This is a genomic window from Kitasatospora sp. NPDC022856 (assembly GCF_055561235.1).
Genome location: NZ_JBVHHE010000010.1, coordinates 119,135 through 144,622, shown reverse-complemented (window position 1 = coordinate 144,622; position 25,488 = coordinate 119,135). Strand labels below are relative to the sequence as shown.

The following is a 25,488-nucleotide window of genomic DNA, read 5'->3' as shown; positions in this document are numbered from 1 at the left end:
GGAGCGAGAACGGCGAACGGGCCAGTCGGCGAACGGGCCAGGAGGAGCAGGACGATGGCGTACTACCGGCAGCTGGGCAGCATCCCGCCCAAGCGGCACACCCAGCACCGCACCCCCGAAGGCGGGCTGTACTACGAGGAGTTGATGGGCGAGGAGGGGTTCTCCTCGGACTCCTCGCTGCTCTACCACCGGGGCATCCCCTCGGCCGTCGTGGACGCCGTGCCGTGGGAGCTGCCGGACCAGTCGACGGTGCCCAACCACCCCCTGCTCCCCCGGCACCTCAAGCTGCACGAGCTGTTCGCGGGCCAGGAGTGGAAGTCCGCCGACGTGGTGGGCGGCCGCCGGCTCGTCCTCGGCAACGGCGACGTGCGGATCTCGTACGTCGCCGCCGGGGCCCCGAGCGAGCTGTACCGCAACGCGCTCGGCGACGAGTGCGTGTACGTGGAGTCCGGCAGCGGCACGGTCGAGACGGTCTTCGGCACGCTGGAGGTCGGCCAGGGCGACTACGTGGTCATCCCCCGGGCGACCACGCACCGCTGGGTGCCGGCCGGCGACGAGCCGCTGCGCGCCTACTGCATCGAGGCGAACAGCCACATCTCCCCGGTGAAGCGCTACCTCTCCAAGTACGGCCAGCTGCTGGAGCACGCGCCGTACTGCGAGCGGGACCTGCGCGGTCCGGCCGGCCCGCTGCTCGTCGAGGGCACGGACGTCGACGTGCTGGTCAAGCACCGCGGCCCGAACGGCGTCGCGGGCACCCGGTACACCGTGCCGCACCACCCGTTCGACGTGGTCGGCTGGGACGGCTGCCTGTACCCGTACGTCCTCAACGTGCGGGACTACGAGCCGATCACCGGCCGGATCCACCAGCCGCCGCCCGCGCACCAGGTGTTCGAGGGCAACGGCTTCGTGATCTGCAACTTCGTGCCCCGCAAGGTGGACTACCACCCGCTCTCGATCCCCGTCCCCTACTACCACTCCAACGTGGACAGCGACGAGGTGATGTTCTACTGCGGTGGCGACTACGCGGCCCGCAAGGGCTCGGGCATCGCCCAGGGCTCGATCTCGCTGCACCCCGGCGGCCACACCCACGGCCCGCAGCCGGGGGCGTACGAGCGCAGCATCGGCGCGGAGTTCTTCGACGAGCTCGCGGTGATGGTGGACACCTTCCGGCCACTGGAGCTGGGCGAGGGCGGCCGGGCCTCCGAGGACGGCAACTACGCGTGGACCTGGGCCGGTCGGAGGCCCGCGCGATGAACGCGATCCCCGAGCTGTTCCGGGACCTCTTCGACGACGCGGCCGTGTTCCCGCCCGGGAACCTGCCGCTCGCCGACGCGGTGCCGGCCCACCGGGCGCACCGCAGCGCCTGGTACGCCGCCGCGGTCGGCCCGCTGCTCTGCGGGGCGGGCCGGCTCGGCGAGCTGGCGGCCGCCGCGGACCCGGCCCGGCACACCGGGCCGCTGCGGGTCGGGCTCGTACTGCCGGGGGGCAGTGCGGAGCTCGGCCCGGCCCTGGAGGCCGCCGCGCCGTTCGAGGTGGCCGGTGTCGAGCTGGCCACCCGGGACGCCGGCGAGGCGGTCGCCGCGCTGGACCTGCTGCTGCCGCCGGACGTCCCGGCCGCCGTGGAGCTGCCGCGCGAACTGCTGCGCGGCGACGCGCTGGGCGACGCCCTGGACGTCCTGGTCGACAGCCCGTACCGGGCGAAGTTCCGCACCGGCGGGGTGGTGGCCGGCGCCTTCCCCGACGAGGAGGAGCTGGCCCGCTTCCTCACCGGCTGCGCGCAGCGCGGCCTGCCGTACAAGTGCACCGCCGGGCTGCACCACGCCGTCCGGCACACCGATCCGGTCACCGGCTTCGAGCACCACGGCTTCCTGAACGTCCTGCTGGCCGCACAGGAGACCGACCGGTCGGCCGCCGCCGAGGTGCTGGCCGAGCGCTCCGGCGCCGTGCTTGCCAAGGCGGTAGGCGAACTGACCGACCGTCAGGTTACGGTGATCAGGAACTCGTTCACCGCGTTCGGCACCTGCAGCGTCGCCGAACCCCTGGACGACCTGGCCGGGCTCGGCCTGCTGTCGCCCAGTCCCATGCCCCAGGAGGACCGTTGAGCACCCCCCGCAGCTGGCTCGCCAGCGCCCAGGACTCGCCGTTCGGCGTGCACAACCTGCCGTACGGCGTCTTCACCGCCGCCGACCGGCCGGGCCGGCGGCGGATCGGCGTACGCGTCGGGGAGTTCGTCCTCGACGCCGGGGCCGCCGCCCGCGCGGCCGGGGAGCCGTCCGTCCTGCTGGACGCCGAGAGCCTCAATCCGCTGCTGGGCGCGGGGCGTCCGGTCTGGACCGAGGTGCGCGCGGCGCTGACCCGCTGGCTCACCGACGAGTCCCACCGGGCGGCGCTCTCGCCGCTGCTGCTGCCCCTGGCCGAGGTGGAGCTGCACCTGCCGTTCGAGGTCGCCGACTACGTCGACTTCTACGCCTCCGAGCACCACGCCACCAATCTGGGCCGGATCTTCCGCCCCGGCTCGGAGCCGCTCACCCCCAACTGGAAGCACCTGCCGATCGGTTACCACGGCCGGGCCGGCACGGTGGTGGTCTCGGGGACGGAGGTGGTCCGCCCGCACGGACAGCGCAAGGCCCCGGCCGACCCGGCGCCGTCCTTCGGACCGACCCGCCGGCTGGACATCGAGGCGGAGGTCGGCTTCGTGGTCGGCACGCCGTCCGCGCTCGGCACGCCCGTCCCGCTGGACGCCTTCCGCGAGCACGTGTTCGGCGTCTGCCTGGTCAACGACTGGTCCGCGCGCGACATCCAGGCCTGGGAGTACGTGCCGCTCGGCCCGTTCCTCGGCAAGTCCTTCGGCACCTCGGTCTCGCCGTGGATCGTGCCGCTGGACGCCCTGGAGCACGCCCGGGTCGCCCCGCCCGCCCGGGACGTCGAGCCGCTGCCCTACCTGGACGACCGCGGCGGCGAGCCGTGGGGCCTGGACCTCGCGATGGAGGTCCGGCTGAACGGGCACCCGGTCTCCCACCCGCCGTTCGCCTCGATGTACTGGACCGCCGCGCAGCAGCTCGCCCATCTGACGGCCAACGGCGCCTCGCTGCGCACCGGGGACTTCTTCGCCTCGGGCACCGTCAGCGGCCCCGAGCCGCGGACCCGGGGCGCCCTGATCGAGCTGACCTGGAACGGCGAGGAGCCGCTGAAGCTCCCGGACGGCACCGTCCGGACCTTCCTGGAGGACGGCGACGAGGTCGTCATCACCGCCACCGCCCCGGGCCGCGACGGCGCCGTGGTCGGCTTCGGCGAGGTGACCGGCCGGGTCGTGCCGTAGACCCGCCGCGGCCGGCACCACGGCCGCGGGAGCGCCCCGGAGGCGGCGCCGGACACCCGGCGCCGCCTCCGGCGCGTAGCGGCGCGTCCCCGGCCGCCGGGGCGGCCACCCGCCGGGGGTACGGTGACGGCGGAGTTCTCCACGACGGACAGCGACGACGAACGGGAGCGGGCCCGATGAGCGCAGAGGTACAGGCCTACCGGGACGGCGGCGTCGGGCGGATCGTGCTCGACCGACCGAGGGCGATCAACTCCCTGACCCACGACATGATCCGGGCCGTCCGGGCCGCCCTGGACGGCTGGGCGGCGGACGACGCGGTGCGCACCGTGGTGCTGACCGGCGCCGGTGAGCGCGGCCTCTGCGCGGGGGCGGACATCCGGGCCCTGCACGACGACGCCAAGGCGGGCGGCGCCGGCGCCCGGGCGTTCTTCCGCGACGAGTACCGGCTGAACGCGCTGATCGCCCGCTACCCGAAGCCCTACCTGGCGGTGATGGACGGCATCACCATGGGGGGCGGGGTCGGCCTCTCCGCCCACGGCGCCGTGCGGATCGTCACCGAGCGGTCCGTCGTGGCGATGCCGGAGACCAGGATCGGCCTCGTCCCGGACGTCGGCGGCAGCCTGCTGCTGGCCCGCGCCCCGGGCGAGTCGGGCCTCCACCTCGGGCTCACCTCCGGCTCGATGGGCCCCGGCGACGCCCTGTACTGCGGCTTCGCCGATCACTTCGTGCCCACCGCGCGCATCCCCGCGCTGCTCGCCGCCCTGGCGGGCACCGCCGGGCTGACCGGCGCCGGCCTCACCGCCGCCGTGGCCGCCCACGCCGCCCCGGCACCGCCCGCCGCCCTGGCCGACCGGCGGCAGTGGATCGACGCCTGCTACGCGGCCGACACCGTCGAGGAGATCGTCGAGCGGCTGCTCGGCTGCGGCGTCCCGGAGGCCAAGGAGGCCGCCGAACAGCTGCTCGGCAACGCCCCCACCGCCGTCAAGGTCACCCTGGCCGCGCTGCGCCGGGCCCGCACGCTGCCCTCCCTGGAGGCGGTGCTCGACCAGGAGTACCGGATCTCCTGCCACGCGCTGACCACGCCGGACCTCGTCGAGGGCATCCGCGCCCAGGTGGTCGACAAGGACCGTGCCCCGCGCTGGGCCCCGGCCGAGCCGGCCGGCGTCACCGCGGTCGAGGTCGACCGCTTCTTCGCCCCGCGCGAGGGCGACGAACTCGGCCTGGCCTGACCGCCGTCGGACCGGCCGGGGCGGCGTACCGGCCCCGGCCGGAGCCGACCCGCCGGACGCCGGAGCCCGTGACCACCGTCTCGCATGGCAAGACTGGCGCGAGGCGGGGCCCGTCGTAGATCGTTGGGTGGTCAGGACGCACCCGGTGTGGTGCCGAGCAGCGGAATGGGAGTCAACGGCGATGACCGAGACCTACGAGACGATCCTGGTCGAGCGCAAGGGGCGGGTCGGGCTGATCACGCTCAACCGGCCGAAGGCGCTGAACGCGCTCAACACCCAGCTGATGAACGAGGTGGTCGCGGCCGCCACCGCGTTCGACCGGGACCCGGAGATCGGCGCCATGGTGATCACCGGCTCGGAGAAGGCCTTCGCGGCCGGCGCCGACATCAAGGAGATGCAGGGCAACGCGTTCCCCGACGTCTACCTGGACGACTGGCTGGGCCCGTGGGACCGGCTCGGCGAGCTGCGCAAGCCGGTGGTCGCGGCGGTGGCCGGCTTCGCCCTCGGCGGCGGCTGCGAGCTCGCGATGCTCTGTGACATCCTGCTGGCCGCCGACACCGCGAAGTTCGGCCAGCCCGAGATCAAGCTCGGGGTCATCCCGGGGATCGGCGGCTCGCAGCGGCTGACCCGCGCGGTCGGCAAGGCCAAGGCGATGGAACTCTGCCTGACCGGCCGGATGATGGGTGCCGAGGAGGCCGAGCGGGCCGGCCTGGTCTCCCGGATCGTCCCGGCCGGCGAGCTGCTCGCCGAGGCGCTGGCCACCGCGGAGACGGTCGCGCAGATGTCCACCCCCGCCGCGATCATGATGAAGGAGAGCGTCAACCGGGCGTTCGAGACCACCCTGGCCGAGGGCGTCCGCTTCGAGCGCCGGCTGTTCCACGCGACCTTCGCCACCGCGGACCAGAAGGAGGGCATGGCGGCCTTCGCCGAGAAGCGCCCGCCGGAGTTCACCCACCGCTGATCCGGCACGGGCGGGGGCGGCGGCCGCATGGCGCCGCCGACCCCGCCTGTCCGTCAGTCCTCGGCCACCATACGGGTGTTGCGCCGGGCGAGCCCGCTGCGGCCGGCGGCGACCACGATCCGGTCACCCGCTTCGAGGCGGCAGGTGCGGTCGGCGTGGTTCCAGGTGTAGAGGGGCGGCCCGGCGGCGAGCCGGACGGCGACCACCCGGACGCCGCCCGGTCCTCCGGGTCGTGCCGGTTCATCCCGAGCAGGGGGACATCAGTTCCGTCCCCCGGACGGGCGAACCCGACGGGCGGTGCGCGGCCCCCGCGACGATCGTCAGGAGTGTCCTCCGCCCCTCCCAAGCCGCCAGGAGTACACCACCGTGGTCTCCCCGATCATCACCCCCGACGGTTCGCCGGTCCGGGGCCCGCTCGGAATGCTCGCCAAGGCCGCCTGGCAGGTGCTGCTGCTCGCCGGGCTCGTCTCGCTCGCCCTCGGGATCATCGTCTTCGCCTGGCCGAAGCAGACGCTGATGGTCGTGGGCGTGCTGTTCGGCCTCTACCTGCTGGTCATCGGCATCGTGCAGCTGGTCGCCGCCTTCGGCACCCATGTCACCACCGCGATGCGGGTGCTGGCCTTCATCAGCGGCGCGCTCTGCGTCCTGCTCGGCCTGCTGTGCTTCCGCAGCGCGGTGCAGTCGCTCCTGCTGCTGGCGCTCTGGATCGGCATCGGCTGGCTGTTCCGGGGCATCACCCAGCTCGTCGCCGCGATCTCGGACGCCGACATGCCGGCGCGCGGCTGGCAGGCCTTCGCCGGGGCGGCCAACGCCGTGGCCGGCGTGCTGCTGATGGTCTGGCCGGTCGGCTCGATCACCGCCCTGACCGTGCTCGCCGGGTGCTGGCTGCTGTTCCTCGGCCTGATCGAGATCATCACCGCCTTCCAGGTCCGCAGCCGGGCCAAGGAGATCCCGTCCGGCGTCTGACGGCCGCGGCCCCGCGCCCCGGTGGGCGCCCGGCAGCGGGCGCTACGGCACGGGGGCGTGGCCGATCACGAACTCCGCCGCCCGCAGCCGCTCCGGGGTCAGCCGCAGCCCGGTGAGCTCCTCGCCGAGGGCGAAGGCCGCGGGCGTGGTCCGGTCGATGCCGCGCCCCTCGGCCGTGCCGAGGTCGAAGCCGACCGCCGTCAGCAGCTCCGCCACCGCGTCCGCGTCGGCGCCGTCGCGGTCCGCCGGGAAGAGCGGCTCGAAGTGCAGCCGGTGCCGCTCACCTCCCCGGAGTCGAGCCAGGCGTAGTCGCTCGCGTGCGCGGTCATACCGGGATCCTGCCACCCGCCGCCGACAGCTACCCGGCGGCGGCCGCCCGTCAGCTCCAGGCCGGCGCGTCCGTGCCCCAGCGGCCCGGCGGGCGGGACCAGTCGGCGGGGCCGCCCTGGTAGCCGATCGGCGGGAGCGCGTACCGCAGCCGCCCGTACGGGGAGTCCGCCTCGGTAAGCCACCGCTGCGGGTCGTAGGGCTCCGCGGCCGCCGGGCCGGGGGCGGCGGGCCCGATGCCGTGCTGCAGCCAGGAGGCGGTACCGGCCAGCGAGAAGCGCAGGTGGCGGCCGCCGGGGCGGCCGGTGCGCTGCTCGGTGAGGGCGCGCAGGACGCCGGCGGCGATCAGGTAGCCCGTCCCGTGGTCGAGCGCCTGGGCGGGCAGCGCGCCGGGGCGGCCGTCGGCACCGGCCTCCGTGACGGCGATGCCGACACCGGCCTGGACCAGGCTGTCGAAGCCGCGGCGCCCGGCCCAGGGGCCGGTCCGGCCCCAGGCGTGGAGCTGGGCGACGACCAGGCCGGGGCGCCGTTCGAGCAGGGCGTCGGGCGCCAGGCCGAAGGCGTCCAGGGCCCCGGGGCGGTAGCCGGTGACGACGACGTCGGCGGTGGCCAGCAGCTCCTCGAAGACCGCGCGGTCGCCGGGGGCGGCGAGGTCCAGCCGGGTGGAGCGCTTGCCGGAGCCGGTGTCGGCGTGGGCGTCCTCGGCCTCGGGCAGCCGGGGCGAGTCGACCCGCAGGACGTCGGCGCCCAGCAGGGCGAGCGTGCGGGTGGCGACGGGGCCGGCGATCACCCGGGTGAGGTCGAGCACGCGGACGCCCTCGGCGGGCAGACCGGCGGGGCCGAGCGGGCGGGCGGCGGCCCCGTCCGTGACCCGGGTCTCGACCAGCGGGACCGCGGGGCCGCCGGCCGGCGCGACGGCCACCGCGAGCGCTCCCGCCCGGTAGGCGCGCTCCTGGATCCACTCGGCCGGGTGCTCGCGCAGCGTCGCGGCCAGCGGTTCGGGGCCGGTGCCGGCGGGCAGTCCGAGCGCGGTGAGCAGCCGGGCCCGGTGGTGCGGGTAGTTGGCGTGGGTGCGGACCCAGCCGTCGGCGGTCTGCCAGAAGCCGGAGAGCGGGGCGAAGCTGACGGGGGCGCGGCCGTCGATCCGCAGGTGGCGTTCGCTGACGAAGGCGGTGGCCACCGCGCCCTGGTCGATCCGGACCGCCGGCACCGGGCCGCCCGACCGCAGCGCGGACAGCTCCCCGGCGGCCAGCGAGCAGGCGGCGACGGTGGCCCGGGCCAGCTGCCGGACCGGCAGCCGGGCGGGCAGCACGCCCTCGGGCCCGTGGAAGGAGACCCGCTCCAGCAGGTCGGCGGGCCCGCCCAGGGCGGCCCAGGCGTGCGCGGTGGGGCCGTCGGGGGCGACGGCGGGCGGGGTGGCGGGTAGCGGACGCTCTGTCATGCCCGCATTCTGCTCCGGTTCTCAGGCGCTCGCCGTGACGCCCGCCACCAGCATCAGCAGCACCGCGGAGACCATCGTCATCCGCCGGGCGGCCTGCGGGGTGGCGCCGAACCGGCCGCCCAGCCGGCCACTGGCGTGCGCGACCAGGGCGTAGACGACCGCGCAGGCCAGCACGTTGAGCGAGCCGAGCGCGAGCACCTGGCCGCCGACCGGCAGCGCGGCGGCCGGGTCGACGAACTGCGGCACCAGGGAGAGGTAGAGCAGCAGGCCCTTGGGGTTGAGCAGGGCGGTGAGCATGCTCTGGCGCAGCACGGTGGCGGTGGGTTGCGGCGGTGCCTGCGCGAAGGCGGTGGCCCCGCCCCGGCGCAGCCCGAGGAGCATGCCGGCCGCCAGCACCAGCAGGTACCCGGCGCCGACCAGCCGGAGCACGGGCAGGGCGGCGGGCACCGCCCGCAGCGCGGCGGCGAGGCCGGCGCTGGAGAGCAGGGTGTGAACGGCGTATCCGGCGCAGACGCCGGCGACGGCGACCAGTGCGGCGCGGCGGCCCTGGCCGAGGCCGCGGGCGGCGATGTAGAGCCAGTCGGGGCCGGGGGTGCAGACCAGGAGCAGGTCGACCCCCAGGAAGAGGAGGAGGGCGTGCGTGTCCATGGTCGTGACCTGTCGTGTTCGTTCCGGCGCTACGGTCACTGACGGTAGCCGGAACGGCTCGGCACACGATGGCCACTTCCTGCCCGTTCGGTCCGCGATTTGGCAGAATATTGCGCTATGGACCGTATCGACCGCAGAATCCTCCGCGAGCTCCAGCAGGAGGGCCGCCTCACCAACGCCGAACTGGCCGCCCGGGTGGACCTCACCCCCTCGCCGTGCCTGCGCCGGGTCCGGCAGCTGGAGCAGGACGGCGTGATCCGCGGCTACCGGGCGCTGCTGGACGGCGCGGCGGTGGGCCGCGGCTTCCAGCCCTTCGTGACGATCACCATGCGGCACGAGGACCGGGCGACGGTGGCCGAGTTCGAACACCGGGTGGCGGAGCTGCCCGAGGTGGTGGAGGCGCACCGGCTCTTCGGCGAACCGGACTACCTGCTGCGGATCGCGGTGGCGGACATCGCGGCCTACGAGCGGTTCATCACCGACGTGCTCTCCGGGCTGCCCGGGATCGCCCAGGTGAACTCGCACCTGACCATGAAGCAGGTGAAGGCCGACCGCGGCATCCCGACCGGCGGGTAGCCGCCCACGGGGGGCGGCGCCGCGTCAGAACGTGAAGCGCAGCGCCCGCACCCGGTGGTCGAAGTTGGACGGGATCGGCTCCGGCTCGCCCACCGAGCGGGCCTGCGGCAGGCGGGTGAAGAGCTCCCGGTAGAGCACCTTCATCTCCTGCCGGGCGAGGTGCGCGCCCAGGCAGTAGTGCGGCCCGCCACCGCCGAAGCCGAGGTGGGGGTTGGGGGTGCGGGTGATGTCGAAGGCGTCCGGGTCGGTGAAGACGCGCTCGTCGCGGTTGGCGGAGCCGAAGAAGAGCACCGCCTTCTCCCCCGCCCGCAGCAGGGGGCCCTCGGGGCCGCCCAGCCGGTGGTCGACGGCCAGCGTGCGGCGGAACTGGATGATCGGCGTCGCGTGGCGGACGATCTCGTCCACCGCGCCGCCGAGGTGGCGGTCCGGGTCGCCGAGCAGCAGGGCCCGCTGCTCGGGGTGGACGGTGAGCAGGTGCAGGCCGTGGGCCAGTGCGTTGCGGGTGGTCTCGACACCGGCGACCAGCAGCAGGGAGAAGAACGCGCCGAGCTCCCGGCCGGTCAGCCGGCGGCCGTCGACGTCGGCGGTGACCAGGGCGGAGACGAGGTCGTCGGTGGGCCGGCGGCGCCGCTCCCGGCCGAGTTCGGCGACCATGCCCTGCATCCGGGCGAGCGCCCGCAGGCCCCGCCCGGGCACCCGGATCCGGCTGCGCAGCGGCCGGGCCACCCCGGTGTTCTCGGAGGCGTGGTTGACCTGGTCGAGGATCGCGCGGCGGGGCTCCTCCGGGATGCCCATCATGTTGCAGATGACCTGGAAGGGGAGCTCGGCGGCGACCGAGGTGACGAAGTCCTCGGGCCGGTCCCGTGCCACCCGGTCGATCAGGCGGGCGGCGACCAGGCGGATGTCGTCCTCGACCCGGGCGATCAGGCGCGGCGTGAACGCCCGGGAGACGATCCGGCGCAGCTGGGCGTGGCGGGGGTCGTCCAGGTTGACCATCGAGTCGCCGAACAGCGCCCGGACCCAGCGGGCGGGTTCGGGGGTGGTGACCCCGGGACCGCTGAGGAACACCGCGGGGGTGCGGCTGGCCTCGACCACGTCGGCGTGCCGGACCAGGGCGTGGTAGCCCTTGGCGCTCCTGGCGCCCTTGGCGCCGCCGGCCCGCTCCCCGGCCCGTTCGCCGACGAAGACCGGGCCGGGGAGTCGGCGCAGCTCGGCGAAGGCGGCGGCCCGGGCCGGCGCGGGCAGCTGCCAGAACCCGGGGTCGGCGAGGTCGACGGCGGGGGTGTCCGTCGCGGCCACTGTGCCCATGCCGGGCCTCCTGTCCTGTCGGTGCCCACATTTAGTCAGCACCGACCGGCAGGGTGTCAAACCGCAACTACCATGCGATGAAACGATATTCAGACGCGCGCATGCGAGGTGATGTCCGCGCCGAACTCCTCGATCATCGCCGGGGTGACGGTCGGCCGGGCGCGGGCGATGGCCGCCAGGTAGTCCTCGGTGCTCGCCCCGTCGGCGGGGTCCGGCCCTGTCACGGCGGCTCCGGCGGGGTCCGCTCCGGCGAGGTCCGCTCCGGCGAGGTCCCGTTCGAAGGCCGCCTGGGCGGCGACCCGGGCGGCGTGCTCGATGTCCGCCGGGGTGAACAGCTCGCTCGCCCCCACCAGCGCGTCGAGGTCCACGTCCGCCCGGCCGGCCGCGTACCGGGACCAGATGGCGGAGCGCGCGGCCGGGTCCGGAGTGCCGATCGGGATCAGGTAGTCGAAGCGGCCCGGGCGCAGGAACGCCGGGTCCAGCGAGCGGATCGAGTTGGTCGCGCAGACCAGCAGCCGTTCCTCGCCCTCCCGGAACCCCGGGATGAGCTTGAGCAGCTCGTTGGTGACGCCGTGCATGCCGCCCTGGACGCCCTCGGTGCGCAGCGGCGCGATCTCCTCCACCTCGTCGATGAAGACCAGCGCGCGCTCCAGCCGGCCGATCCGGGCGAAGGCGTCGCGCAGCGCGGCCGCCAGGTTGCCCTCGTCGGCCAGCCGGGACGGCAGCAGTTCGACGAACGGCCAGCCGAGCCGGGAGGCGATCGCCCGGGCGAAGGTCGTCTTGCCGGTACCGGGCGGTCCGAACAGGGCGATCGCGCGCGGCGGGCGCACACCGTGCCGGGCGGCCCGCTCGGGCTCGGCGAGCGGCGCCACCACCCGGCGCTCGATCAGGTTCTTCTCGGTCTCCATCCCGGCCACCTTGGCCCAGAGGTCGCCCGGCAGCAGCCGGCCGCCGAGTTCCTCCAGGAGTCCGCTCGCCGCGCCCGCCCGCGGCTCGTCCTTCTCGAAGTAGGCGGCCGCGGGGCGGCGGGTGTAGCCGGCGTTGTGCAGGCCCTCGCCGAGCAGTTCCTCCTCGGGCAGCACGTAGGCGATGCGGCGCACCCGGCAGGCCACCAGCCGGCGCTCCAGCTCGCGCAGCAGCGAACTCGCCAGGCCCCGGCCGCGCCAGGCCGGCGCGATCGCGATCCGCATCACCCAGGCGCGCTCGCCCGCCACGCAGGCGAGCGCGGCGCCGATCGGCACCCCCTGGTGCACGGCGACCACGGCCGGTTGGCGCGAGGTCAGCGCGCTGATGCACTCCGCCAGGGAGAACACCGACTCCTGGCCGAGCTCCGCCGTGGTGTCGATCAAGTGGACCACCGCCGCGAGGTCGTCCTCGCGATAGTCGTGAACCAGCCAGTACATCGGCCCGCCCGCCTCTCCGTGCTCACCGGCCCGTGCCGTCGTCGACCGGCGGCGCGGCGCCGCGCGGTGCCCAGACGGTACGGGCGGGCGCGGGCGGCGGTCCCGTGCCGGAACGGACAAGCCGGGGCCGGGCAACCGTACGAACCGCCTCTGGCGCGCCGCCCTCGGGGGCCGGCGACGGCCGTGCACCGGCCGGGTGGCGGCGGTCCGGCCGACCCCGGTCGACTGCCCCGGTCGACTGCCCCTCCGATCGCCCGTCCGATCGCCCGTCCGATCGCTTGGCCGATTGCCCGTCCAGGCAGCCGGGACCGGGCGGCCGGGCATGCTCTCACGGGGCCGAACCGGCCAATACCCGAGGGCGCGGTCCTGGTCCGCCGGGGCGAATGCGACGATGAGTGCCATCGTGATGACCGACCGAATCCGCGCACTGCGCGCCGTGGTCTTCGCCGCGCTCTGCGTGGCGCTGGCCGCCGCGGCGCACGTCACCATGGCCGGCGCCGGTGTCTCCCCGCCGGTCCTGGCGGGCGCCTTCGGTCTCACCCTCGGCTTCGGCTGGCTGCTGGCCGGCAAGCGGCGGGGGCTCGGTCCGATCAGTGTCTGGATGGTCGCCGCGCAGAGCGCGCTGCACCTGATGTTCGAACAGGCCGGGGCCCTGGCCGCCGACCGCGGCGGGTTCGGCCGCATCGCCACGACGGACTGGGCCGGCCTGCTGCTCTGCAATCCGGACCAGACGCCCACCGGGCTCTCCCCCGCCGACCTGGCCCGGATGGCCGGGATCGACCCCGACGTGCCGCCCGCCACGGGCGTCCGCGTCCTGACCGGGACGCACCACCACGGCACCGCGGCCGCGGTGGGTCCGCCTCCGGCCACGGCCGCCGCGGACCACGGGCTGGCGGGCCTGACCGGCGGGTCCGGCCTGTCCGGCGACACGGCCGGGCTGTCCGGAGCATCGGGGATGCCGGGGATGTCCGGCCACGACATGGCGGCCCACTCCATGTCGGCCGGGATGCTCACCGCCCACCTGCTCGCCGCACTCGCCTGCGCGCTGCTGCTCCGGCGCGGCGAGACGGCGCTGACCCGGCTGTTCGAACTGCTCGGAGCACTCGGCACCGTGCTGGCCGGGGTCCTGCTGCTCCCGGTGCTCGCCCTGCTCACCCGACCGCGCGGCTTCGAGCCGCCGGTCCCGCCCCGGCCTGCCGCCCGTCGGGCCCGCCCGCCCCGACCGGTCCTGCTCTCGCACGCCCTCGTCCGGCGCGGGCCGCCGTCCTTCGCTGCCGCCTGCTGACGCGCCCGCCGCCCGACGCCGTTCCGGTGTCCGCGTCGCGGTGGGCAGGTCGCCCCGCGCCGTGGCCGTAGGCCGCGCCGCCGGGGCCCGGGCCCGCACGCCCCGCCGCCCCCTGCCGGGACACGGCGATCCGTGCGCGTCCACCGACGCCGAGCGCGCCGCCCGCAGCGGCCGCCGCTCCCGAGCACTCTCCTCAGGACCTCTTCATGCCTGACTACGACGGCGCACCGGCCTCGCCCGGCGCCACCGTCCTACCGCTCCGGCCCCGACCCGTCGTCCCCCTGCCCGGGACCGCCCGTCACGCCGGGACCGCCCGCACCCGACCCGCGCCCGCCCGGGCTCGCGAGCAGGTTCGCCGACCATGCCGCCGAGGGGCCGTCCGGGTCGATCCCCGTCGTGCGACCGCGCAGCCGTTCCGCCTGCTCCTGCCAGCCGCGGCAGGCCTCGCAGCGCGCGAGGTGCTTGTCCAGCCGCCGGTCCGGCAGACCGGTCGGCTCACCGTCGAGACGGGCGGACAGAGCAGTACGGAACTGGGCGCATCTCATGTGACCATCGTCCCGCACCGGGCCCCGGCCCGGACCGACCGGGTGGGGGTCCGGCATGGATGACGAGCAGCTGACCGCGCTGGCCCTCGCCGCCCGCGCGGGCCGGCCGGCCGACGTCGAGGCCTTCGTCATGGCCACCCAGCGGGACGTGTGGCGGTTCGTCGCCCATCTGACCGACGTGCAGTCCGCCGACGACCTCGCCCAGGAGACCTTCCTGCGCGCGCTGCGGAGCCTGCCCGGTTTCGCCGGCCGCTCCTCCGCCCGCACCTGGCTGCTGTCGATCGCCCGGCGGACCGTCATCGACCGCTACCGCACCGCCGCCGCCCGCCCGCGCTGCGCCGCCCTGCCGGACTGGGAGGAGGCCGCCGAACGGCAGAGCGCCCCGCCCGCCGCCGGGTTCGAGGACGGCGTCGCGCTCGGCGACCTGCTCGACCGGGTGCCCGCGCAGCGCCGGGAGGCCTTCGTGCTCACCCAGGTGGTCGGCCTGAGCTACGCCGAGGCCGCCGCGGTGGCCGGCTGCCCGGTCGGCACCGTCCGCTCCCGGGTCGCCCGGGCCCGCGAGGAACTGATCGCCCGCCTGCGGGCGGCCGAGGCCGGCGACCCGGCGTCCCCGGGACCGGCCACCCCGCTGGCCGCCGCCTGCTGACGCCGCGCCACCGGCCCGGTCGGCGCGTCCGGGCCCGGTTCCTCCCTCATCGGGGAAAGGAACCGGGCGGGCGCGCCGACCGGGCCCGGGGCGGAGCGTCGGGCCTGGAGCGTCAGGCCTGGGCGCGGAAGGCGGCGGGGCGCTCGGGCGAGGCCTCGGCCAGCGCCTTGACGACCGCGTCCACGCCGGCCCGCAGACCGTAGACGGGGGTGTCGGGCTGCTGGCGCCAGGAGTCGTCCAGACCGCCCGCGTCCACGCTGTCGAAGCCCAGCTCGTCGATCAGGGCCCGGACGACGCGCTTGGCGGCCTCGTCGTCACCGGCCACCGGGAGCGCCAGCCGGTCCGGGTCGCCCTGCGGGCGCGGCCGCTCCAGCAGGTCCTCGGCGTAGGTGCCGTTGAAGGCCTTCACCACCGGGTGCCCGAGGTGGCCCTCCGTCCACCGGCTCTCGGTCTGCCCCTCCTCGATGGCCGCGATCCGGCCGTCCCGCTGCTGCGGGTAGTAGTTGCCGGTGTCGATCACGACGAAGCCCTCGGTCGCGCCGTCGAACAGGCCGGACGGCAGGTCCGGCACGTTCTTCAGCGGCACCGTCACCACCACGATCTCGGCGCCGCGCGCCGCCTCCGTCGCGGCGACCGGCGTGGCGCCGGTCTCCTCGGCCAGCGCGGCCAGGGTCTGCGGGCCGCGCGAGTTGGCCACGGACACCTCGTGCCCGAGGGCGGTGAGCCGCCGGGTGAGGTTGCCGCCGATGTTGCCCGCGCCGATGATGCCGATCTTCATGATGATCCTTCCGGTCCTGCCGCGATCATGCGTCGTGCCTGGCTGCAACCCCGGAACGGACCGGGCTATTTCCCCGTGCCGCCATCGGAGCGACCCCCGTGCCGCCGTCCGACCGACTCGCGTCCCTGCCGGACCGGCACCGGGCCGACGGGGTCGATCGTGCCGGGAGAACCGGGGCCGAACCAGGGCCGAACCGGCGCCGAACCGGGGCCTTCCTAGATCACTAGTGGTCTAGACCAGCCATCCGGTCGCCACATTCCGGCCAACCGGGAAATTCCCCCAGGTGTTCGGAACCGGAGCTCCCCCGCCCCCGACTGCTGTACCGGACGCCGCCGACGAGGCGGTGTCGCACGGCACGGCAAGCGGAGGAGGACCCATGGCAGCGCGACAGGCGCCGGCCACCGGCGGACCGGGTGACGGTCCGGCAGAGCCGCCGGACCGGTGGATCCTGGTCGTGGCGGCCGGGCTGCTCTCGTTCGTGGCGATGCTCGACATGAACGTCGTCAACCTGGCGCTCACCGACATAGCCGCCGGACTGCACGTCTCGTCGACCACCGCCCAGTGGGCCGTCCTCGGCTACCAGCTCCCGCTGGTGGCGCTGCTGCTGCCGGCCGGGCGCTGGCTCGGCCAGGTCGGCGCCCGGTCCGCCCTGCTGCTGGCCGTCAGCTGCTTCGCGCTCTGCAGCGTGCTCGCCGCCGTCGCCCCGTGGGCGGGCTGGCTGATCGCGGCGCGGCTCGCCCAGGGCGCCTTCGGCGCGGTGCTGTTCGTGCTGATGCCGGTGCTGGCCGCCACCGCCGTCCGGCCCCAGCTGCGCGGCCGGGCGATGAGCGTCCCCGCCACCCTCGGCCCGCTCGGCGCCGTCACCGGGCCGGTGCTCGGCGGCCTGCTGCTCGACCACGTCGGCTGGCGGGCCATCTTCCTGGTCAAGCTGCCGGTCTGTCTGGTCGCCCTGGCGATCGCCTACCGGCACGCCCCGCGGGGCGGCCGGCTGCGCCTGCCCGACCGGGGCTCCCTCGGCGACGCCGCGCTGATCGGCTCGGCCGTGGCCGCCGTCATGCTCGGGCTCACCCTCGCCCCCGACCGGCCCGGCCTGCTGCTGCTCGCCCTGCCCGCCGCCCCGCTGGTGGCGCTCTGGCTGCGCCGGCCCGGGGGGCGGCCGGTCACCGCCGTACTGCGCGCCTCCGGCACCGCGGGCGTGAACGGCTCGGTGCTGGCCCTGGCCGCCGGCTTCGCCGCCACCCACTACCTGCTCGCCCAGCACCTGCGCCGGGACGACGGGATCAGCGCCACCACCACCGCCCTGACCATGCTGGCGTTCCCGCTGGGCATGGTGCTCGCCGGCCGCTTCGGCGGGCGGCTGGCCGACCGCTGGGGCGCCCGGCCCACCGCGCTGACCGGCGCCGTCGTCACCGCCACCGGTCTGCTGCTGCTCGTCCCGCTGGACTCCGGTTGGACGCCGGCCGACATCTCCTGGCGGCTCGCGCTCGCCGGGGCCGGCATGGGCCTCAACGGCGGCCCCGTGCAGGCCCTGGTGATGAGCGCCGCCCGCACCGGGCAACTGGCCACCGCCGGCTCCGTCGTCCAGCTCTCCCGCAGCCTCGGGTTCGCCCTCGGCCCGGCCCTCGGCACCTCCGCCGCCCTGGTCGGCGGCAGCGGCCCCACGGCCGGCCGCGCCGGACTCGTCCTCGCCACGCTGGCCGCCACCACGGCCGTGGCCCTCCTCGCCCTGCACCACCGCGCCCACCGCGCCGCCCGCGCCGCGCTCCCCCCGCTCCCCGAGCAGGCCGGGAGCACCGACGGGGCGAGCGGCGCCGACAGCACGACGCGCTCCAGAGCCTGACGAAGCGCCCTCGCGCGCACCACCGATCCCGACCGGAGGACCCCGCATGACCGACACCGTCCACGACCCGACCGCCGGCAGCCCGGCGGACACCCCGCGCTGCCCGTTCGGTTACGACGAACTCCCGGACCCGGTACCGCTGTACGGGCCCGCGTACAAGAGCGACCCCTATCCGCTCTACCGGCGGATGCGGGAGGCCGGGCCGGTCCACCGGGTCCGGTTCCCCAGCGGGATCGCCGCCTGGCTGGTGACCGGCTACCGGGCCGCCCACGAGACCCTCAACGACCCGCGGCTCGGCAAGAACCACGCCCTGGGCAACGAGGGCTGGCGCCGGCTCGCCTCGATCATGCCCGAGCCGCAGCACTCCCAGCTCCAGGTCCACCTGCTGCACCAGGACCCGCCGAAGCACACGCAGATGCGCCGGCTCGTCCTGGACGCCTTCGCGCCGCGCCGGGTGGAGTCCCTGCGGCCGCGCGTCCAGGAGCTCGCCGACGCCCTGGTCGACGAGCTGCCCGGGACCGGCGGCGCCGACCTGGTGGCCGGCTTCGCGGCCCACTACCCCTTCCGGGTGCTCGCCGAAGTCATCGGACTCCCGCCGGAGTTGGCCGCCCGCTTCGACCGGGACTGGGGCAAGGTCGTCCAGCCGGTCGGCCCGCAGGACCCGGGCCGGCCGGCCTACGAGGGCCGGCTGCGCGGCCTCCAGGGGTACATCGCCGACGTGGTGGCCCACAAGCGCGCCCACCACGACCCCGCCGGGCCCGACACGGACCTGCTCGGCCGGCTCGTCGCCGCCTGCGACGCGGGCGAGTTGACCCCCGAGGAGCGCGACTCGATCGTGTTCCAGCTGCTGGTGGCCGGCCAGGAGCCCGTCACCAACCAGATCACCACCATGCTGATCACCCTGCTGCGCCACCCCGAGCAGCTCGCCCGGCTGCGCGACGGTATCGCCGCCGACCCGGGCCTGCTCACCCGCGCGGTGGAGGAACTGCTGCGGCACGACGCCGCCTTCGAGCTCACCACCTGGCGCTTCTTCGCCGAGGACAGCGACCTGTACGGCACGACCGTCCCCGCCGGCGACTCCGTGATCGTCTCGCTCTGCGCCGCCAACCGCGACGACGAGCAGTTCCCCGAGGCCGACGTCCTCGACTTCGACCGCACCCCCAACGCCCACCTGGCGTTCGGCCACGGCATCCACTACTGCCCCGGCGCGGCCCTGGCCCGGCTCGAACTCCAGATCGCCCTCGCCACCCTGCTCACCCGGCTGCCCGGACTGCGGCCGTCCACCGAGGACGGCGCGGGCATCGACGCGCTCACCTGGGTGCCCGCCGTGCTCGCCCGCGGCGTGAACCGCCTCCCGGTCGCCTACGACCGGCGGGTCTGACCGCCCCGAAGCCCCCACGCTCCCTCCCGTCGTCCCGGCGGCCACCGCCGGGCGTGGCTCCCGCCTGCCCCGAAGCCCGCACACCGTTCGTCCCGTGGAGGACCACCATGCCACCTACCGGCGTCGCGACCGACTCCCCGACCGACACCCGTTCCCCGGCCACCACCGCGGCCGGTACCACCGCCCGACCCGCCGGACACGGGCCCACCGACCACCGAACCGCCGAGCCCCGGCCGGGCGCCGCCCCGCCCGGCGCCCCCCGCCGCCCCGGCGCCCCGGCGCCGGAGTCCGTGCCGCGGATCTGCGCCGCGATCCTGGAGCTGCTGCTCCCGCACCGCCGGGCCTCCGACCCCGAAGTCGACGCCACGACCGCCGACTTCCCGCTCCAGCTGGAGCAGTTGGCCGACTTCGTCGCCGCCGGTGACCCGATCGTGTTCACCCTGCCCGGCTTCCCTTGCAAGTCGCCCAACTCCGCCAAGGTCCTCGGCCACCTGCCCGACGAGGGCGAACGCCTCTCGCTCACCTTCCTCGACCGGCTCTGCGAGGAGATCGGCACGCTCTACGAGCCCGGCGCACAGATCCTCATCTGCTCCGACGGCCACATCTTCGGCGACCTCATCCACGTCCCCGACGACCACATCGACGAGTACTCCGACGCGCTCTCCGCGATGATCGCGCGGGAGGGCCTGAGCCACCTCGCCACCTTCGACCTGCGGGCCGTCCTCGGCGACCTGCCGTTCGACGAGAAGCGGGCCCGGGTGCACGCCCAGTACGCGCCCAGCAAGGGGGAGTTGCGCGAGCAGGTGCTCACCGACGAGGAGACCCTGCGCCTCTACCGCGGCATCACCCGGTTCCTCACCGAGGACACCGCCGGCTTCACCGGCACCAGGTCCGCCCTGCAGCGCGACTGCCGGCAGCGCGCGTACGGCGTCATCCAGCGCAGCCGCGCCTGGGGCGACCTGATCGCCGAGCAGCACCCCCGGTCCTTCCGGCTCTCCATCCACCCCCAGCGGGTCGGCGTGGCGAAGTTCGGCATCCGGCTGCTGGAGGCCGCCGACGTCTGGATGACGCCGTGGCACTCCGCGGTGCTCCACCGCCCCAACGGGCGCTGGGAGTTGCTACGCAGTGCGGAGGCCGCGCGGATCGGCCGGCTGGTGGAGCGCGACGGCCGCCCGAGCCACTACGAGACCTCCTGACGCTTCGGCGATCCCGCCATCGAGGCGGGCGTGCGGTGGTCGAACGCGATCAACGGATCACCCGTGAGCGGGTGTTCGACCACCGCCGCCCGCACCCCGAAGACCTTGGCCAACAGCTCGGCGGTCAGCACCTCGCGCGGCGGCCCGGACGCCACCAGGGCGCCTTCGTGCAGAACGTGCAGGCGGTCGCAGACCGAGGCCGCCGCGTTGAGGTCGTGCAGCGCGATCAGCGTGGTGCGGCGCTGTTCGCGCAGCAGCCCGAGCAGCTCGACCTGGTGCCGGACGTCCAGGTGGTTGGTCGGCTCGTCCAGCACCAGGACGTCCGGCTGCTGGGCCAGCGCCCTGGCCAGCAGTACGCGCTGGCGTTCACCGCCGGACAGCTGGGCGAACCGGCGGTCCGCCGCGCCGGCCATCTCGACCCGCTCCAGGGCGTCCGCGACCAGCCGGTGGTCCTCCGCGTCGTCCGCCGCGAAGGCCCGCTTGTACGGGGTGCGGCCCATCGCCACCACCTCGCGGACGGTCAACTCGAAGTCCCCGCCGCGCTCCTGGGGCAGCGCGGCGATGTGCCGCGCGGACTGCGCGGCGGTCAGCCCGGCCAGCTCCCGGCCGGCCAGCAGAACCCGCCCGGCACTCGGCCGCAGATGCCGGTAGACGGTGCGCAGCAGGCTGGACTTGCCGCTGCCGTTCGGACCGACCAGCCCGGCGATCTCCCCCTCCTCGGCGACCAGGTGGACGCCCGCCACCACCGTCCGTCCGGACAGGGTGACACTCAGATCCTCGACCGCGATCCTCAATTCCGCTCCAGTCGTCGGTCCAGCAGGAAGAGCAGGGTGGGCGCGCCGAGCAGCGCGGTGACCACCCCGATGGGCAGCTCCTGGGTGTCCAGGGCGGTCCGGGCGAGGGTGTCGACCACCACCAGCAGCACCGCCCCGGTGAGCGCGGACAGCGGCAGCAGCCGGCGGTGGTCGCCGCCGACCAGCAGCCGGCAGACGTGCGGCACCATCAGCCCGACGAAGCCGATCGCGCCCGAGACGGCGACCAGCACCCCGGTCAGGACGCTGGTGACGACGAAGATCTCGCGGCGCAGCCGGGTGACGTCCACCCCGAGCCCGGCCGCCGTCTCGTCGCCCATCAGCAGCGCGTTCAGGCTCCGCGCGCGGGCCTGGAGCAGCGCCAGCCCGAGGGCCACGGCGACGGCCGGGACGGCCAGTTGACCCCAGACCGCGCCGCTGAGGCTGCCCATCAGCCAGAACAGCACGCCCCTGGTCTGCTGTTCGTCGCTGGTCTGCAGGACGAGGTAGCTGGTGAAGCCGGCGAGGAACTGGCCGATGCCGATGCCGGCCAGCACGAGCCGCAGCGGCGAGAACCCGCCGCCGCGCCGGGCCAGCAGCCAGACCAGGGAGAACGCCGCCAGCGCGCCGAGGAAGGCGGCCAGCGAGATGGTCAGCCCGATCGCGCTGCCGAAGGCCAGCTCCAGGCCGAGGCCGCCGCCGAGGACGATCACCGCGACCGCGCCGAGCGACGCCCCCGAGGAGATCCCGAGCAGGTAGGGGTCGGCGAGCGGGTTGCGGACCAGTGCCTGGACGGCGGTGCCGACCAGGCCGAGCCCGGCCCCGACCATCGCCGCCAGCAGGGCGCGCGGGACGCGCAGTTGCCAGACGATGAGGTCCCGGGTGCCGGGGTCTGGAGCGCGGCCGGTGAGCCGGTGGGCGACCACCGACCAGACCTCGCCCGGGGCGATGTCCACCGAGCCGAGCGAGACGGCGGCGGTCAGCGCGGCGACCAGGGCGAGGGCGAGCACGACGGCCAGCGGCCCGGCGCGCAGCGTCCCCGTCCGGCTCCGCCTGGCGGTGACGGCGGCCGGTGCCACCGGCCTACCGGCCCTTCTCGACGAGCGCCGGGTACACGGTGGCGGCGATCTGCCGCACCGTGTCGGCGTTGCGCACCCCGGCGATGGTGGTGACCTCGGAGCCGATCCGCAGGAAGTGGCCCTCCTGGACGGCCTTCAGGCCCTGGGTCGCGGGGAAGCCGCGCAGGAAGGCCTCGGCGTCCTCGAACGCCTTGCGGTTCTCCTCCTCGGTGCCCCGGTTGCGCACGGCGAGCTGGATCCAGTCCGGGTTCTTGGCGACCACGTCCTCCCAGGACGCCGGCTTGAAGTCGGCGTCGCAGTCGGCGAACACGTTGCGGGCGCCCGCCAGGGTGATGACCGCGTTGGCGACCTGCCGGCCGCAGACCGATATCGGCTGCTTGGTCCCGGCGTCGAAGTCGAACAGGAAGTAGCTCGGCCGCTGGTCGGCGGGCACCGCGGCGGTCGCGGTGCGGACCTCGGCGATCTGCCGCTCCATCCCGGTGACCAGTTCCTCGGCCCTGGCCGCCGTACCGGTCACCGCGCCGAGCCGGCGGATGTCCTCCTCCACCTGGGAGAGGTCGGTGCGCGGCGCGGGGGCGGCCTTCGGCGTACCGGCGCAGGCGGTGGAGAGCAGCATGACGTGCTGGATCCCCGCGGCCGCGAACTCCTGCTCGCTCGGCACCGCGCCCGCCCCGCCCATCACCGGCATCGAGCCGAAGGTGTCCACGTAGAGGTCGGCCCCCGAGCCGAGCAGCTTCTCCTTGGCGATCACCTTGGCGCCCAGGACGGGCACCCTCGCGCCCTGCTCGGCCAGCGCCGCCGGCAGGCTGCCCTTGCCCGGCGGGAACCCGGTGCCGACGACCCGGTCGCCCGCGCCGAGCTGGAGCAGCATCTCCAGGGCGGCGGCGTTGCTGGTGACGATCCGCTTCGGGGCCTGCTGGACGGTGGTCTCCTTGCCCTGGCAGTCCGCCACCCTCACCGGGAACCCGGAAGCGGCGGACTGCCCCGCCCCACCGGCCCCGTCACCGCCGGCGCTGCTCCCCCCACCGCCGCTCCCGCAGGCCGTGGCGAACAGGGCGATGGCGGCCGCGATGCCGCAGAACACGCGAGGGCGCATGGAACTCTCCTGGTCAATGATCGTGCTCGGGCCCTTCCTGGGAGCCCGGACCAGGTAGTCGGCCGCCGCACCCGCCCGGTTCCCACGACTTTCCCCCGCCGGACGGGCCCGTTCGGCCTAGGGTTTGCCGCATGGCCTCCCACCTCGCCCAGCCGCCCGAGCCGCCCGGGCCGCCGTCCGACCCGCCGTCAGGGTCCGGTGCGCGAGCGGGGTCCCGGCCGGGCGGGCCCGGCGGGGTGACCGTCGGCGGGCCGCCGGGCCGGGTGGACGACCTCGGGCTGCGGGTGCCGTCCGGGCCCGGCCCGGTCCGGCGGATCGTGTCGCTGGTCCCCTCGCTGACCGAGGCCGTCGCCGCCACCGCTCCCGGCCTGCTGGTCGGCGCCACCGACTGGTGCAGCCACCCCGCCGACCTCGCCGTGGCCAGGATCGGCGGCACCAAGAACCCCGACGTCCGCCGGATCGCGGCCCTCGCGCCGGACCTCGTCCTCGCCAACGACGAGGAGAACCGCCGCCCCGACCTCGACGCGCTGCGCGCCGCCGGCCTGGCCGTCTGGGTCACCGACATCCGCACCCTGGAGCAGGCCTTCGACTCCCTCCACCGCCTGCTCACCCTCGGCTGCGGACTCCCCCGCCCCGCCTGGCTGGACGCCGCCGAGGCCGCCTGGGCGGACGTCGCCCCGCCCGGACCGGTGCTCCGGCGGGCCGTCGTCCCGGTCTGGCGTCGCCCCTGGATGGTGCTCGGCCGCGACACCTTCGCCGGCAACCTGCTCCGGCGCCTCGGCGTCCAGGTGACGCTCCACGCCGGCCACCCGGGCCGCTACCCCGCCCTCCCCCTGCCCGAACTCCTCGCGAGCGGGCCCGAGGTGGTCGTCCTCCCGGACGAGCCGTACCGCTTCACCGCCGAGGACGGCCCCGAGGCGTTCCCCGGCATCCCGGCGGCCCTGCTCAGCGGACGCCATCTGACCTGGTACGGGCCGTCGTTGGCGCAGGCGCCCCGGGTACTCGCCGCGCAGCTGGCCCGCGCCCGGCCGGGAGCGGCGCCGGACTGACCGGGCCACGCCGAGCCGGACCGCCACGCGGCCGCCGGGACGCCGGAGCCGTGTACCGAACGTCGCTCCGGGGCCCGCGTCGGTAGGACGATCACACCGTCATAGGATGACCGCCTCTCGCCGGGACGGCCGGCGAAGACGGGGGGCGGAAATCCATGAAGGTGTGTGCTTCACGGCAGGCGCTGGTTCTCGTGTCGGCGGCGGCCGTGTCGACGGCGCTGCTGACGGGCTGCGGCAGCAAGAAGGCGGACGGCAGCACCGACGCCGCGGCGGGCCCGGCGGTGGCCGCCACCGCCGGGGTCTCGCCCTCCGGGACCCCGACGGCCGACGCCCCGGCGACGGCGAGCCCTTCGCCCGGCACGAGCACCTCGCCCGGCCCCAGCGCCTCGCCGAGCGCGACGGCGGGCAAGTCGGCCAAGCCGAGCCCGACCGCGTCGGCGAGCACGGCCAGGCCCGGCACCACCAAGCCCGCGGACCCGGCCGCCAAGGCCACCAGCGTGCCCCCGGCGGCCCCGGCGGCCCCGACCCCGGCAGCCGTCGCCGCGGCGCCCGCACCGACCGCGAAGCCCGGCCCGGTCGCGCCCCCGCCGCCGCCCGCGCCCGCCACCCCGCACGTCCCGCCGCTGCAGAGCGGCTGCACCCCGACCAAGCCCCAGCCCGACGAGCCGAAGGAGGCCGTCGCGGCGGCGCTCGGCTCGGCCGCCGGGCAGTCCCGGACGCTGTTCCTCAGCAACGGCGGCACGGACCGGCTCCCGGCGCTGCCGGTCAACCTGGTCAAGGCGATCGCCTGGCAGGAGAGCGGCTGGCAGTCCGGCATCCTCGCCTGCGACGGCGGCATCGGCACCATGCAGATCATGCCCGCCACCGTCAGCTGGATGAACAGCAAGTTCGGCACCACGTCCGACCCGAAGACGCTGGCCGGCAACGTCCAGCTCGGCACGCAGCTGCTCGACTGGCTGGTCGCCTACTACGGCGACTCCTCCTTCGGCGGGAAGTACGACCTCTCCCCCGACCCGGCCACCGGCCGGACACCGCTGCTCGACCTGGTGATCGCCGCCTACAACGCGGGCGCGGGCAACGTGCACTACAACACCGTCACCGACCCCGTCACGGGCGCGACCGGCGGGAGCGTGGCCATCCCGAACCCGGGCTACGTCGCCAACGTCAAGGCGCTGATGGCCGGCGCCCCCTGGAACAAGGCCGGCTGACCACGGAGCTGACCACGGCGAAGGGCCCGGTGCGGGAGGCGTACCTCCCGCACCGGGCCCTTCGGCGTCGCTTCGGGTCAGCCGCGCGCGGCCGTCACGGCGGCGCCCAGCGCCTCCTTGATGCGCGGGCCGAGGCGGCCGAAGCCCAGCTCCTTCATCGCCGCCCGCAGCAGCTCCTCGTCGCTGCGGTCGACACCGTCACCGTCCACCCAACGCACGACGGCGAGCAGCTCGTCGGCCGAGTAGGCGGTCACCGGACGCCCCGGCGTGAAGTCCGGCTTCCCGGGCCCGGCGGCGGGGGCGGCCTTGGGGGCCTTGGCAGCCTTGGGGGTCCTGGGGGCGGGCTCGGGCTTGACGGCCGGCTCCGCCTCGGCGAACCCGACCTCGGCAACCGGCACCGCTTCGGTCTCGGGCTC

General features: G+C 75.6%; 25 protein-coding genes and 1 pseudogene. 14 read left to right on the top strand and 12 right to left on the bottom strand.

The genetic code is table 11. The features are described 5' to 3' along the window. The first annotated feature begins 54 nt into the window (after positions 1 to 54). From ACZ34W_RS14905 to ACZ34W_RS14885, 5 genes are all read left to right on the top strand, one after another. Positions 55 to 1,254, top strand: a complete 1,200-nt coding sequence (locus ACZ34W_RS14905) for a cupin domain-containing protein (RefSeq protein WP_465604118.1) — start codon at positions 55 to 57, stop codon at positions 1,252 to 1,254. After that, complete coding sequence (locus ACZ34W_RS14900) at positions 1,251 to 2,102, top strand: hypothetical protein (RefSeq protein ID WP_465604116.1); 852 nt, start codon at positions 1,251 to 1,253, stop codon at positions 2,100 to 2,102. Before ACZ34W_RS14905 ends, ACZ34W_RS14900 begins: the two co-directional genes overlap by 4 nt. After that, a complete protein-coding gene (gene fahA / locus ACZ34W_RS14895) occupies positions 2,099 to 3,319 on the top strand; it encodes a fumarylacetoacetase (protein WP_359804200.1) in 1,221 nt (406 codons plus the stop codon). Before ACZ34W_RS14900 ends, fahA begins: the two co-directional genes overlap by 4 nt. A 176-nt stretch (positions 3,320 to 3,495) precedes the next feature. Next, positions 3,496 to 4,548 carry an enoyl-CoA hydratase/isomerase family protein gene (locus ACZ34W_RS14890; protein WP_465604113.1) on the top strand — a complete coding sequence of 351 codons (1,053 nt, stop codon included), beginning with the start codon at positions 3,496 to 3,498 and terminating at the stop codon, positions 4,546 to 4,548. A 181-nt stretch (positions 4,549 to 4,729) separates the two neighbouring features. Further along, positions 4,730 to 5,509, top strand: a complete 780-nt coding sequence (locus ACZ34W_RS14885) for an enoyl-CoA hydratase (protein WP_329490440.1) — start codon at positions 4,730 to 4,732, stop codon at positions 5,507 to 5,509. A 53-nt stretch (positions 5,510 to 5,562) separates the two neighbouring features. Here the strand turns inward: ACZ34W_RS14885 and ACZ34W_RS14880 are convergent, their stop codons facing one another. After that, positions 5,563 to 5,715 (bottom strand): hypothetical protein, encoded by a 153-nt coding sequence (locus tag ACZ34W_RS14880; protein ID WP_465604111.1) that lies wholly within the window; start codon positions 5,713 to 5,715, stop codon positions 5,563 to 5,565. Positions 5,716 to 5,875: 160 nt separating this feature from the next. On the opposite strand from ACZ34W_RS14880, the gene ACZ34W_RS14875 reads away from it, so the two are divergent. Continuing rightward, positions 5,876 to 6,475: an HdeD family acid-resistance protein gene (locus tag ACZ34W_RS14875; RefSeq protein WP_465604109.1), complete on the top strand. Its 600-nt coding sequence runs from the start codon at positions 5,876 to 5,878 to the stop codon at positions 6,473 to 6,475. 42 nt (positions 6,476 to 6,517) lie between these two features. Here the strand turns inward: ACZ34W_RS14875 and ACZ34W_RS14870 are convergent, their stop codons facing one another. The 3 genes from ACZ34W_RS14870 to ACZ34W_RS14860 are packed head-to-tail and all read right to left on the bottom strand — an operon-like array spanning position 6,518 to position 8,891. Continuing rightward, on the bottom strand, positions 6,518 to 6,820 hold the full coding sequence (locus tag ACZ34W_RS14870; RefSeq protein WP_465604107.1) for a DUF6461 domain-containing protein: 303 nt from the start codon (positions 6,818 to 6,820) through the stop codon (positions 6,518 to 6,520). Positions 6,821 to 6,854: 34 nt separating this feature from the next. Next, on the bottom strand, positions 6,855 to 8,243 hold the full coding sequence (locus tag ACZ34W_RS14865) for a CoA transferase (RefSeq protein WP_465604105.1): 1,389 nt from the start codon (positions 8,241 to 8,243) through the stop codon (positions 6,855 to 6,857). A 21-nt stretch (positions 8,244 to 8,264) separates the two neighbouring features. Continuing rightward, the gene (locus ACZ34W_RS14860) at positions 8,265 to 8,891 is read right to left on the bottom strand and encodes a LysE family translocator (protein WP_465604103.1); all 627 of its coding nucleotides are present in this window, start codon (positions 8,889 to 8,891) and stop codon (positions 8,265 to 8,267) included. A 117-nt stretch (positions 8,892 to 9,008) separates the two neighbouring features. Between ACZ34W_RS14860 and ACZ34W_RS14855 the strand changes: the two genes are divergently transcribed. Then, complete coding sequence (locus tag ACZ34W_RS14855; RefSeq protein WP_329490434.1) at positions 9,009 to 9,467, top strand: Lrp/AsnC family transcriptional regulator; 459 nt, start codon at positions 9,009 to 9,011, stop codon at positions 9,465 to 9,467. A gap of 24 nt (positions 9,468 to 9,491) precedes the next feature. On the opposite strand, the gene ACZ34W_RS14850 is transcribed toward ACZ34W_RS14855, so the two are convergent. After that, positions 9,492 to 10,775, bottom strand: a complete 1,284-nt coding sequence (locus ACZ34W_RS14850; protein ID WP_465604100.1) for a cytochrome P450 — start codon at positions 10,773 to 10,775, stop codon at positions 9,492 to 9,494. An 89-nt stretch (positions 10,776 to 10,864) separates the two neighbouring features. Beyond that, on the bottom strand, positions 10,865 to 12,178 hold the full coding sequence (locus ACZ34W_RS14845) for an ATP-binding protein (RefSeq protein WP_465604098.1): 1,314 nt from the start codon (positions 12,176 to 12,178) through the stop codon (positions 10,865 to 10,867). A gap of 406 nt (positions 12,179 to 12,584) precedes the next feature. Here ACZ34W_RS14845 and ACZ34W_RS14840 point away from each other — a divergent pair, with 406 nt between their 5' ends. Continuing rightward, entirely contained in the window at positions 12,585 to 13,463 is an 879-nt protein-coding gene (locus ACZ34W_RS14840; RefSeq protein ID WP_329490431.1) for a hypothetical protein, read from the top strand. Between the two features lie 251 nt (positions 13,464 to 13,714). Here the strand turns inward: ACZ34W_RS14840 and ACZ34W_RS14835 are convergent, their stop codons facing one another. Beyond that, positions 13,715 to 14,008: a zf-HC2 domain-containing protein gene (locus ACZ34W_RS14835; protein WP_465604095.1), complete on the bottom strand. Its 294-nt coding sequence runs from the start codon at positions 14,006 to 14,008 to the stop codon at positions 13,715 to 13,717. A gap of 55 nt (positions 14,009 to 14,063) precedes the next feature. On the opposite strand from ACZ34W_RS14835, the gene ACZ34W_RS14830 reads away from it, so the two are divergent. Then, a complete protein-coding gene (locus tag ACZ34W_RS14830; RefSeq protein ID WP_329490429.1) occupies positions 14,064 to 14,654 on the top strand; it encodes a sigma-70 family RNA polymerase sigma factor in 591 nt (196 codons plus the stop codon). Between the two features lie 112 nt (positions 14,655 to 14,766). Here ACZ34W_RS14830 and ACZ34W_RS14825 read toward each other — a convergent pair whose 3' ends face one another. Then, positions 14,767 to 15,432 carry an NADPH-dependent F420 reductase gene (locus ACZ34W_RS14825; RefSeq protein WP_465604093.1) on the bottom strand — a complete coding sequence of 222 codons (666 nt, stop codon included), beginning with the start codon at positions 15,430 to 15,432 and terminating at the stop codon, positions 14,767 to 14,769. A 376-nt stretch (positions 15,433 to 15,808) separates the two neighbouring features. Between ACZ34W_RS14825 and ACZ34W_RS14820 the strand changes: the two genes are divergently transcribed. The 3 genes from ACZ34W_RS14820 (at position 15,809) to ACZ34W_RS14810 (ending at position 19,849) form a co-directional block, all read left to right on the top strand. Continuing rightward, positions 15,809 to 17,272, top strand: coding sequence for an MFS transporter (locus tag ACZ34W_RS14820; RefSeq protein ID WP_465604091.1), 1,464 nt, complete (start codon positions 15,809 to 15,811; stop codon positions 17,270 to 17,272). A gap of 46 nt (positions 17,273 to 17,318) precedes the next feature. After that, entirely contained in the window at positions 17,319 to 18,653 is a 1,335-nt protein-coding gene (locus ACZ34W_RS14815) for a cytochrome P450 family protein (protein ID WP_465604089.1), read from the top strand. 107 nt (positions 18,654 to 18,760) lie between these two features. Then, entirely contained in the window at positions 18,761 to 19,849 is a 1,089-nt protein-coding gene (locus tag ACZ34W_RS14810; protein ID WP_465604087.1) for an L-tyrosine/L-tryptophan isonitrile synthase family protein, read from the top strand. Here the strand turns inward: ACZ34W_RS14810 and ACZ34W_RS14805 are convergent. The 3 genes from ACZ34W_RS14805 to ACZ34W_RS14795 are packed head-to-tail and all read right to left on the bottom strand — an operon-like array spanning position 19,834 to position 22,815. After that, entirely contained in the window at positions 19,834 to 20,643 is an 810-nt protein-coding gene (locus ACZ34W_RS14805; RefSeq protein ID WP_329490424.1) for an ABC transporter ATP-binding protein, read from the bottom strand. The genes ACZ34W_RS14810 and ACZ34W_RS14805 overlap by 16 nt on opposite strands. Next, positions 20,640 to 21,719: a FecCD family ABC transporter permease gene (locus ACZ34W_RS14800; RefSeq protein WP_465604084.1), complete on the bottom strand. Its 1,080-nt coding sequence runs from the start codon at positions 21,717 to 21,719 to the stop codon at positions 20,640 to 20,642. The genes ACZ34W_RS14805 and ACZ34W_RS14800 overlap by 4 nt, the downstream gene beginning before the upstream one ends. A 4-nt stretch (positions 21,720 to 21,723) precedes the next feature. After that, on the bottom strand, positions 21,724 to 22,815 hold the full coding sequence (locus ACZ34W_RS14795) for an ABC transporter substrate-binding protein (protein WP_465604082.1): 1,092 nt from the start codon (positions 22,813 to 22,815) through the stop codon (positions 21,724 to 21,726). Between the two features lie 131 nt (positions 22,816 to 22,946). Between ACZ34W_RS14795 and ACZ34W_RS14790 the strand changes: the two genes are divergently transcribed. Then, positions 22,947 to 23,864: a helical backbone metal receptor gene (locus ACZ34W_RS14790; RefSeq protein ID WP_465604080.1), complete on the top strand. Its 918-nt coding sequence runs from the start codon at positions 22,947 to 22,949 to the stop codon at positions 23,862 to 23,864. 161 nt (positions 23,865 to 24,025) lie between these two features. Further along, positions 24,026 to 25,072 (top strand): transglycosylase SLT domain-containing protein, encoded by a 1,047-nt coding sequence (locus ACZ34W_RS14785; RefSeq protein WP_465604078.1) that lies wholly within the window; start codon positions 24,026 to 24,028, stop codon positions 25,070 to 25,072. A gap of 77 nt (positions 25,073 to 25,149) precedes the next feature. Here the strand turns inward: ACZ34W_RS14785 and ACZ34W_RS14780 are convergent. After that, a pseudogene (locus tag ACZ34W_RS14780) lies at positions 25,150 to 25,488 on the bottom strand (hypothetical protein); the annotation flags it as partial.

What these genes read in the sequence shown, in the direction of transcription:
- ACZ34W_RS14905 (WP_465604118.1), top strand. Translation starts at nt 55, where the DNA reads ATGGCGTACTACCGGCAGCTGGGCAGCATCCCGCCCAAGCGGCACACC.
- ACZ34W_RS14900 (WP_465604116.1), top strand. Translation starts at nt 1,251, where the DNA reads ATGAACGCGATCCCCGAGCTGTTCCGGGACCTCTTCGACGACGCGGCC.
- ACZ34W_RS14890 (WP_465604113.1), top strand. Translation starts at nt 3,496, where the DNA reads ATGAGCGCAGAGGTACAGGCCTACCGGGACGGCGGCGTCGGGCGGATC.
- ACZ34W_RS14885 (WP_329490440.1), top strand. Translation starts at nt 4,730, where the DNA reads ATGACCGAGACCTACGAGACGATCCTGGTCGAGCGCAAGGGGCGGGTC.
- ACZ34W_RS14865 (WP_465604105.1), bottom strand. Translation starts at nt 8,243, where the DNA reads ATGACAGAGCGTCCGCTACCCGCCACCCCGCCCGCCGTCGCCCCCGAC.
- ACZ34W_RS14860 (WP_465604103.1), bottom strand. Translation starts at nt 8,891, where the DNA reads ATGGACACGCACGCCCTCCTCCTCTTCCTGGGGGTCGACCTGCTCCTG.
- ACZ34W_RS14855 (WP_329490434.1), top strand. Translation starts at nt 9,009, where the DNA reads ATGGACCGTATCGACCGCAGAATCCTCCGCGAGCTCCAGCAGGAGGGC.
- ACZ34W_RS14850 (WP_465604100.1), bottom strand. Translation starts at nt 10,775, where the DNA reads ATGGGCACAGTGGCCGCGACGGACACCCCCGCCGTCGACCTCGCCGAC.
- ACZ34W_RS14845 (WP_465604098.1), bottom strand. Translation starts at nt 12,178, where the DNA reads ATGTACTGGCTGGTTCACGACTATCGCGAGGACGACCTCGCGGCGGTG.
- ACZ34W_RS14840 (WP_329490431.1), top strand. Translation starts at nt 12,585, where the DNA reads ATGACCGACCGAATCCGCGCACTGCGCGCCGTGGTCTTCGCCGCGCTC.
- ACZ34W_RS14835 (WP_465604095.1), bottom strand. Translation starts at nt 14,008, where the DNA reads ATGAGATGCGCCCAGTTCCGTACTGCTCTGTCCGCCCGTCTCGACGGT.
- ACZ34W_RS14830 (WP_329490429.1), top strand. Translation starts at nt 14,064, where the DNA reads ATGGATGACGAGCAGCTGACCGCGCTGGCCCTCGCCGCCCGCGCGGGC.
- ACZ34W_RS14825 (WP_465604093.1), bottom strand. Translation starts at nt 15,432, where the DNA reads ATGAAGATCGGCATCATCGGCGCGGGCAACATCGGCGGCAACCTCACC.
- ACZ34W_RS14820 (WP_465604091.1), top strand. Translation starts at nt 15,809, where the DNA reads ATGGCAGCGCGACAGGCGCCGGCCACCGGCGGACCGGGTGACGGTCCG.
- ACZ34W_RS14815 (WP_465604089.1), top strand. Translation starts at nt 17,319, where the DNA reads ATGACCGACACCGTCCACGACCCGACCGCCGGCAGCCCGGCGGACACC.
- ACZ34W_RS14810 (WP_465604087.1), top strand. Translation starts at nt 18,761, where the DNA reads ATGCCACCTACCGGCGTCGCGACCGACTCCCCGACCGACACCCGTTCC.
- ACZ34W_RS14795 (WP_465604082.1), bottom strand. Translation starts at nt 22,815, where the DNA reads ATGCGCCCTCGCGTGTTCTGCGGCATCGCGGCCGCCATCGCCCTGTTC.
- ACZ34W_RS14790 (WP_465604080.1), top strand. Translation starts at nt 22,947, where the DNA reads ATGGCCTCCCACCTCGCCCAGCCGCCCGAGCCGCCCGGGCCGCCGTCC.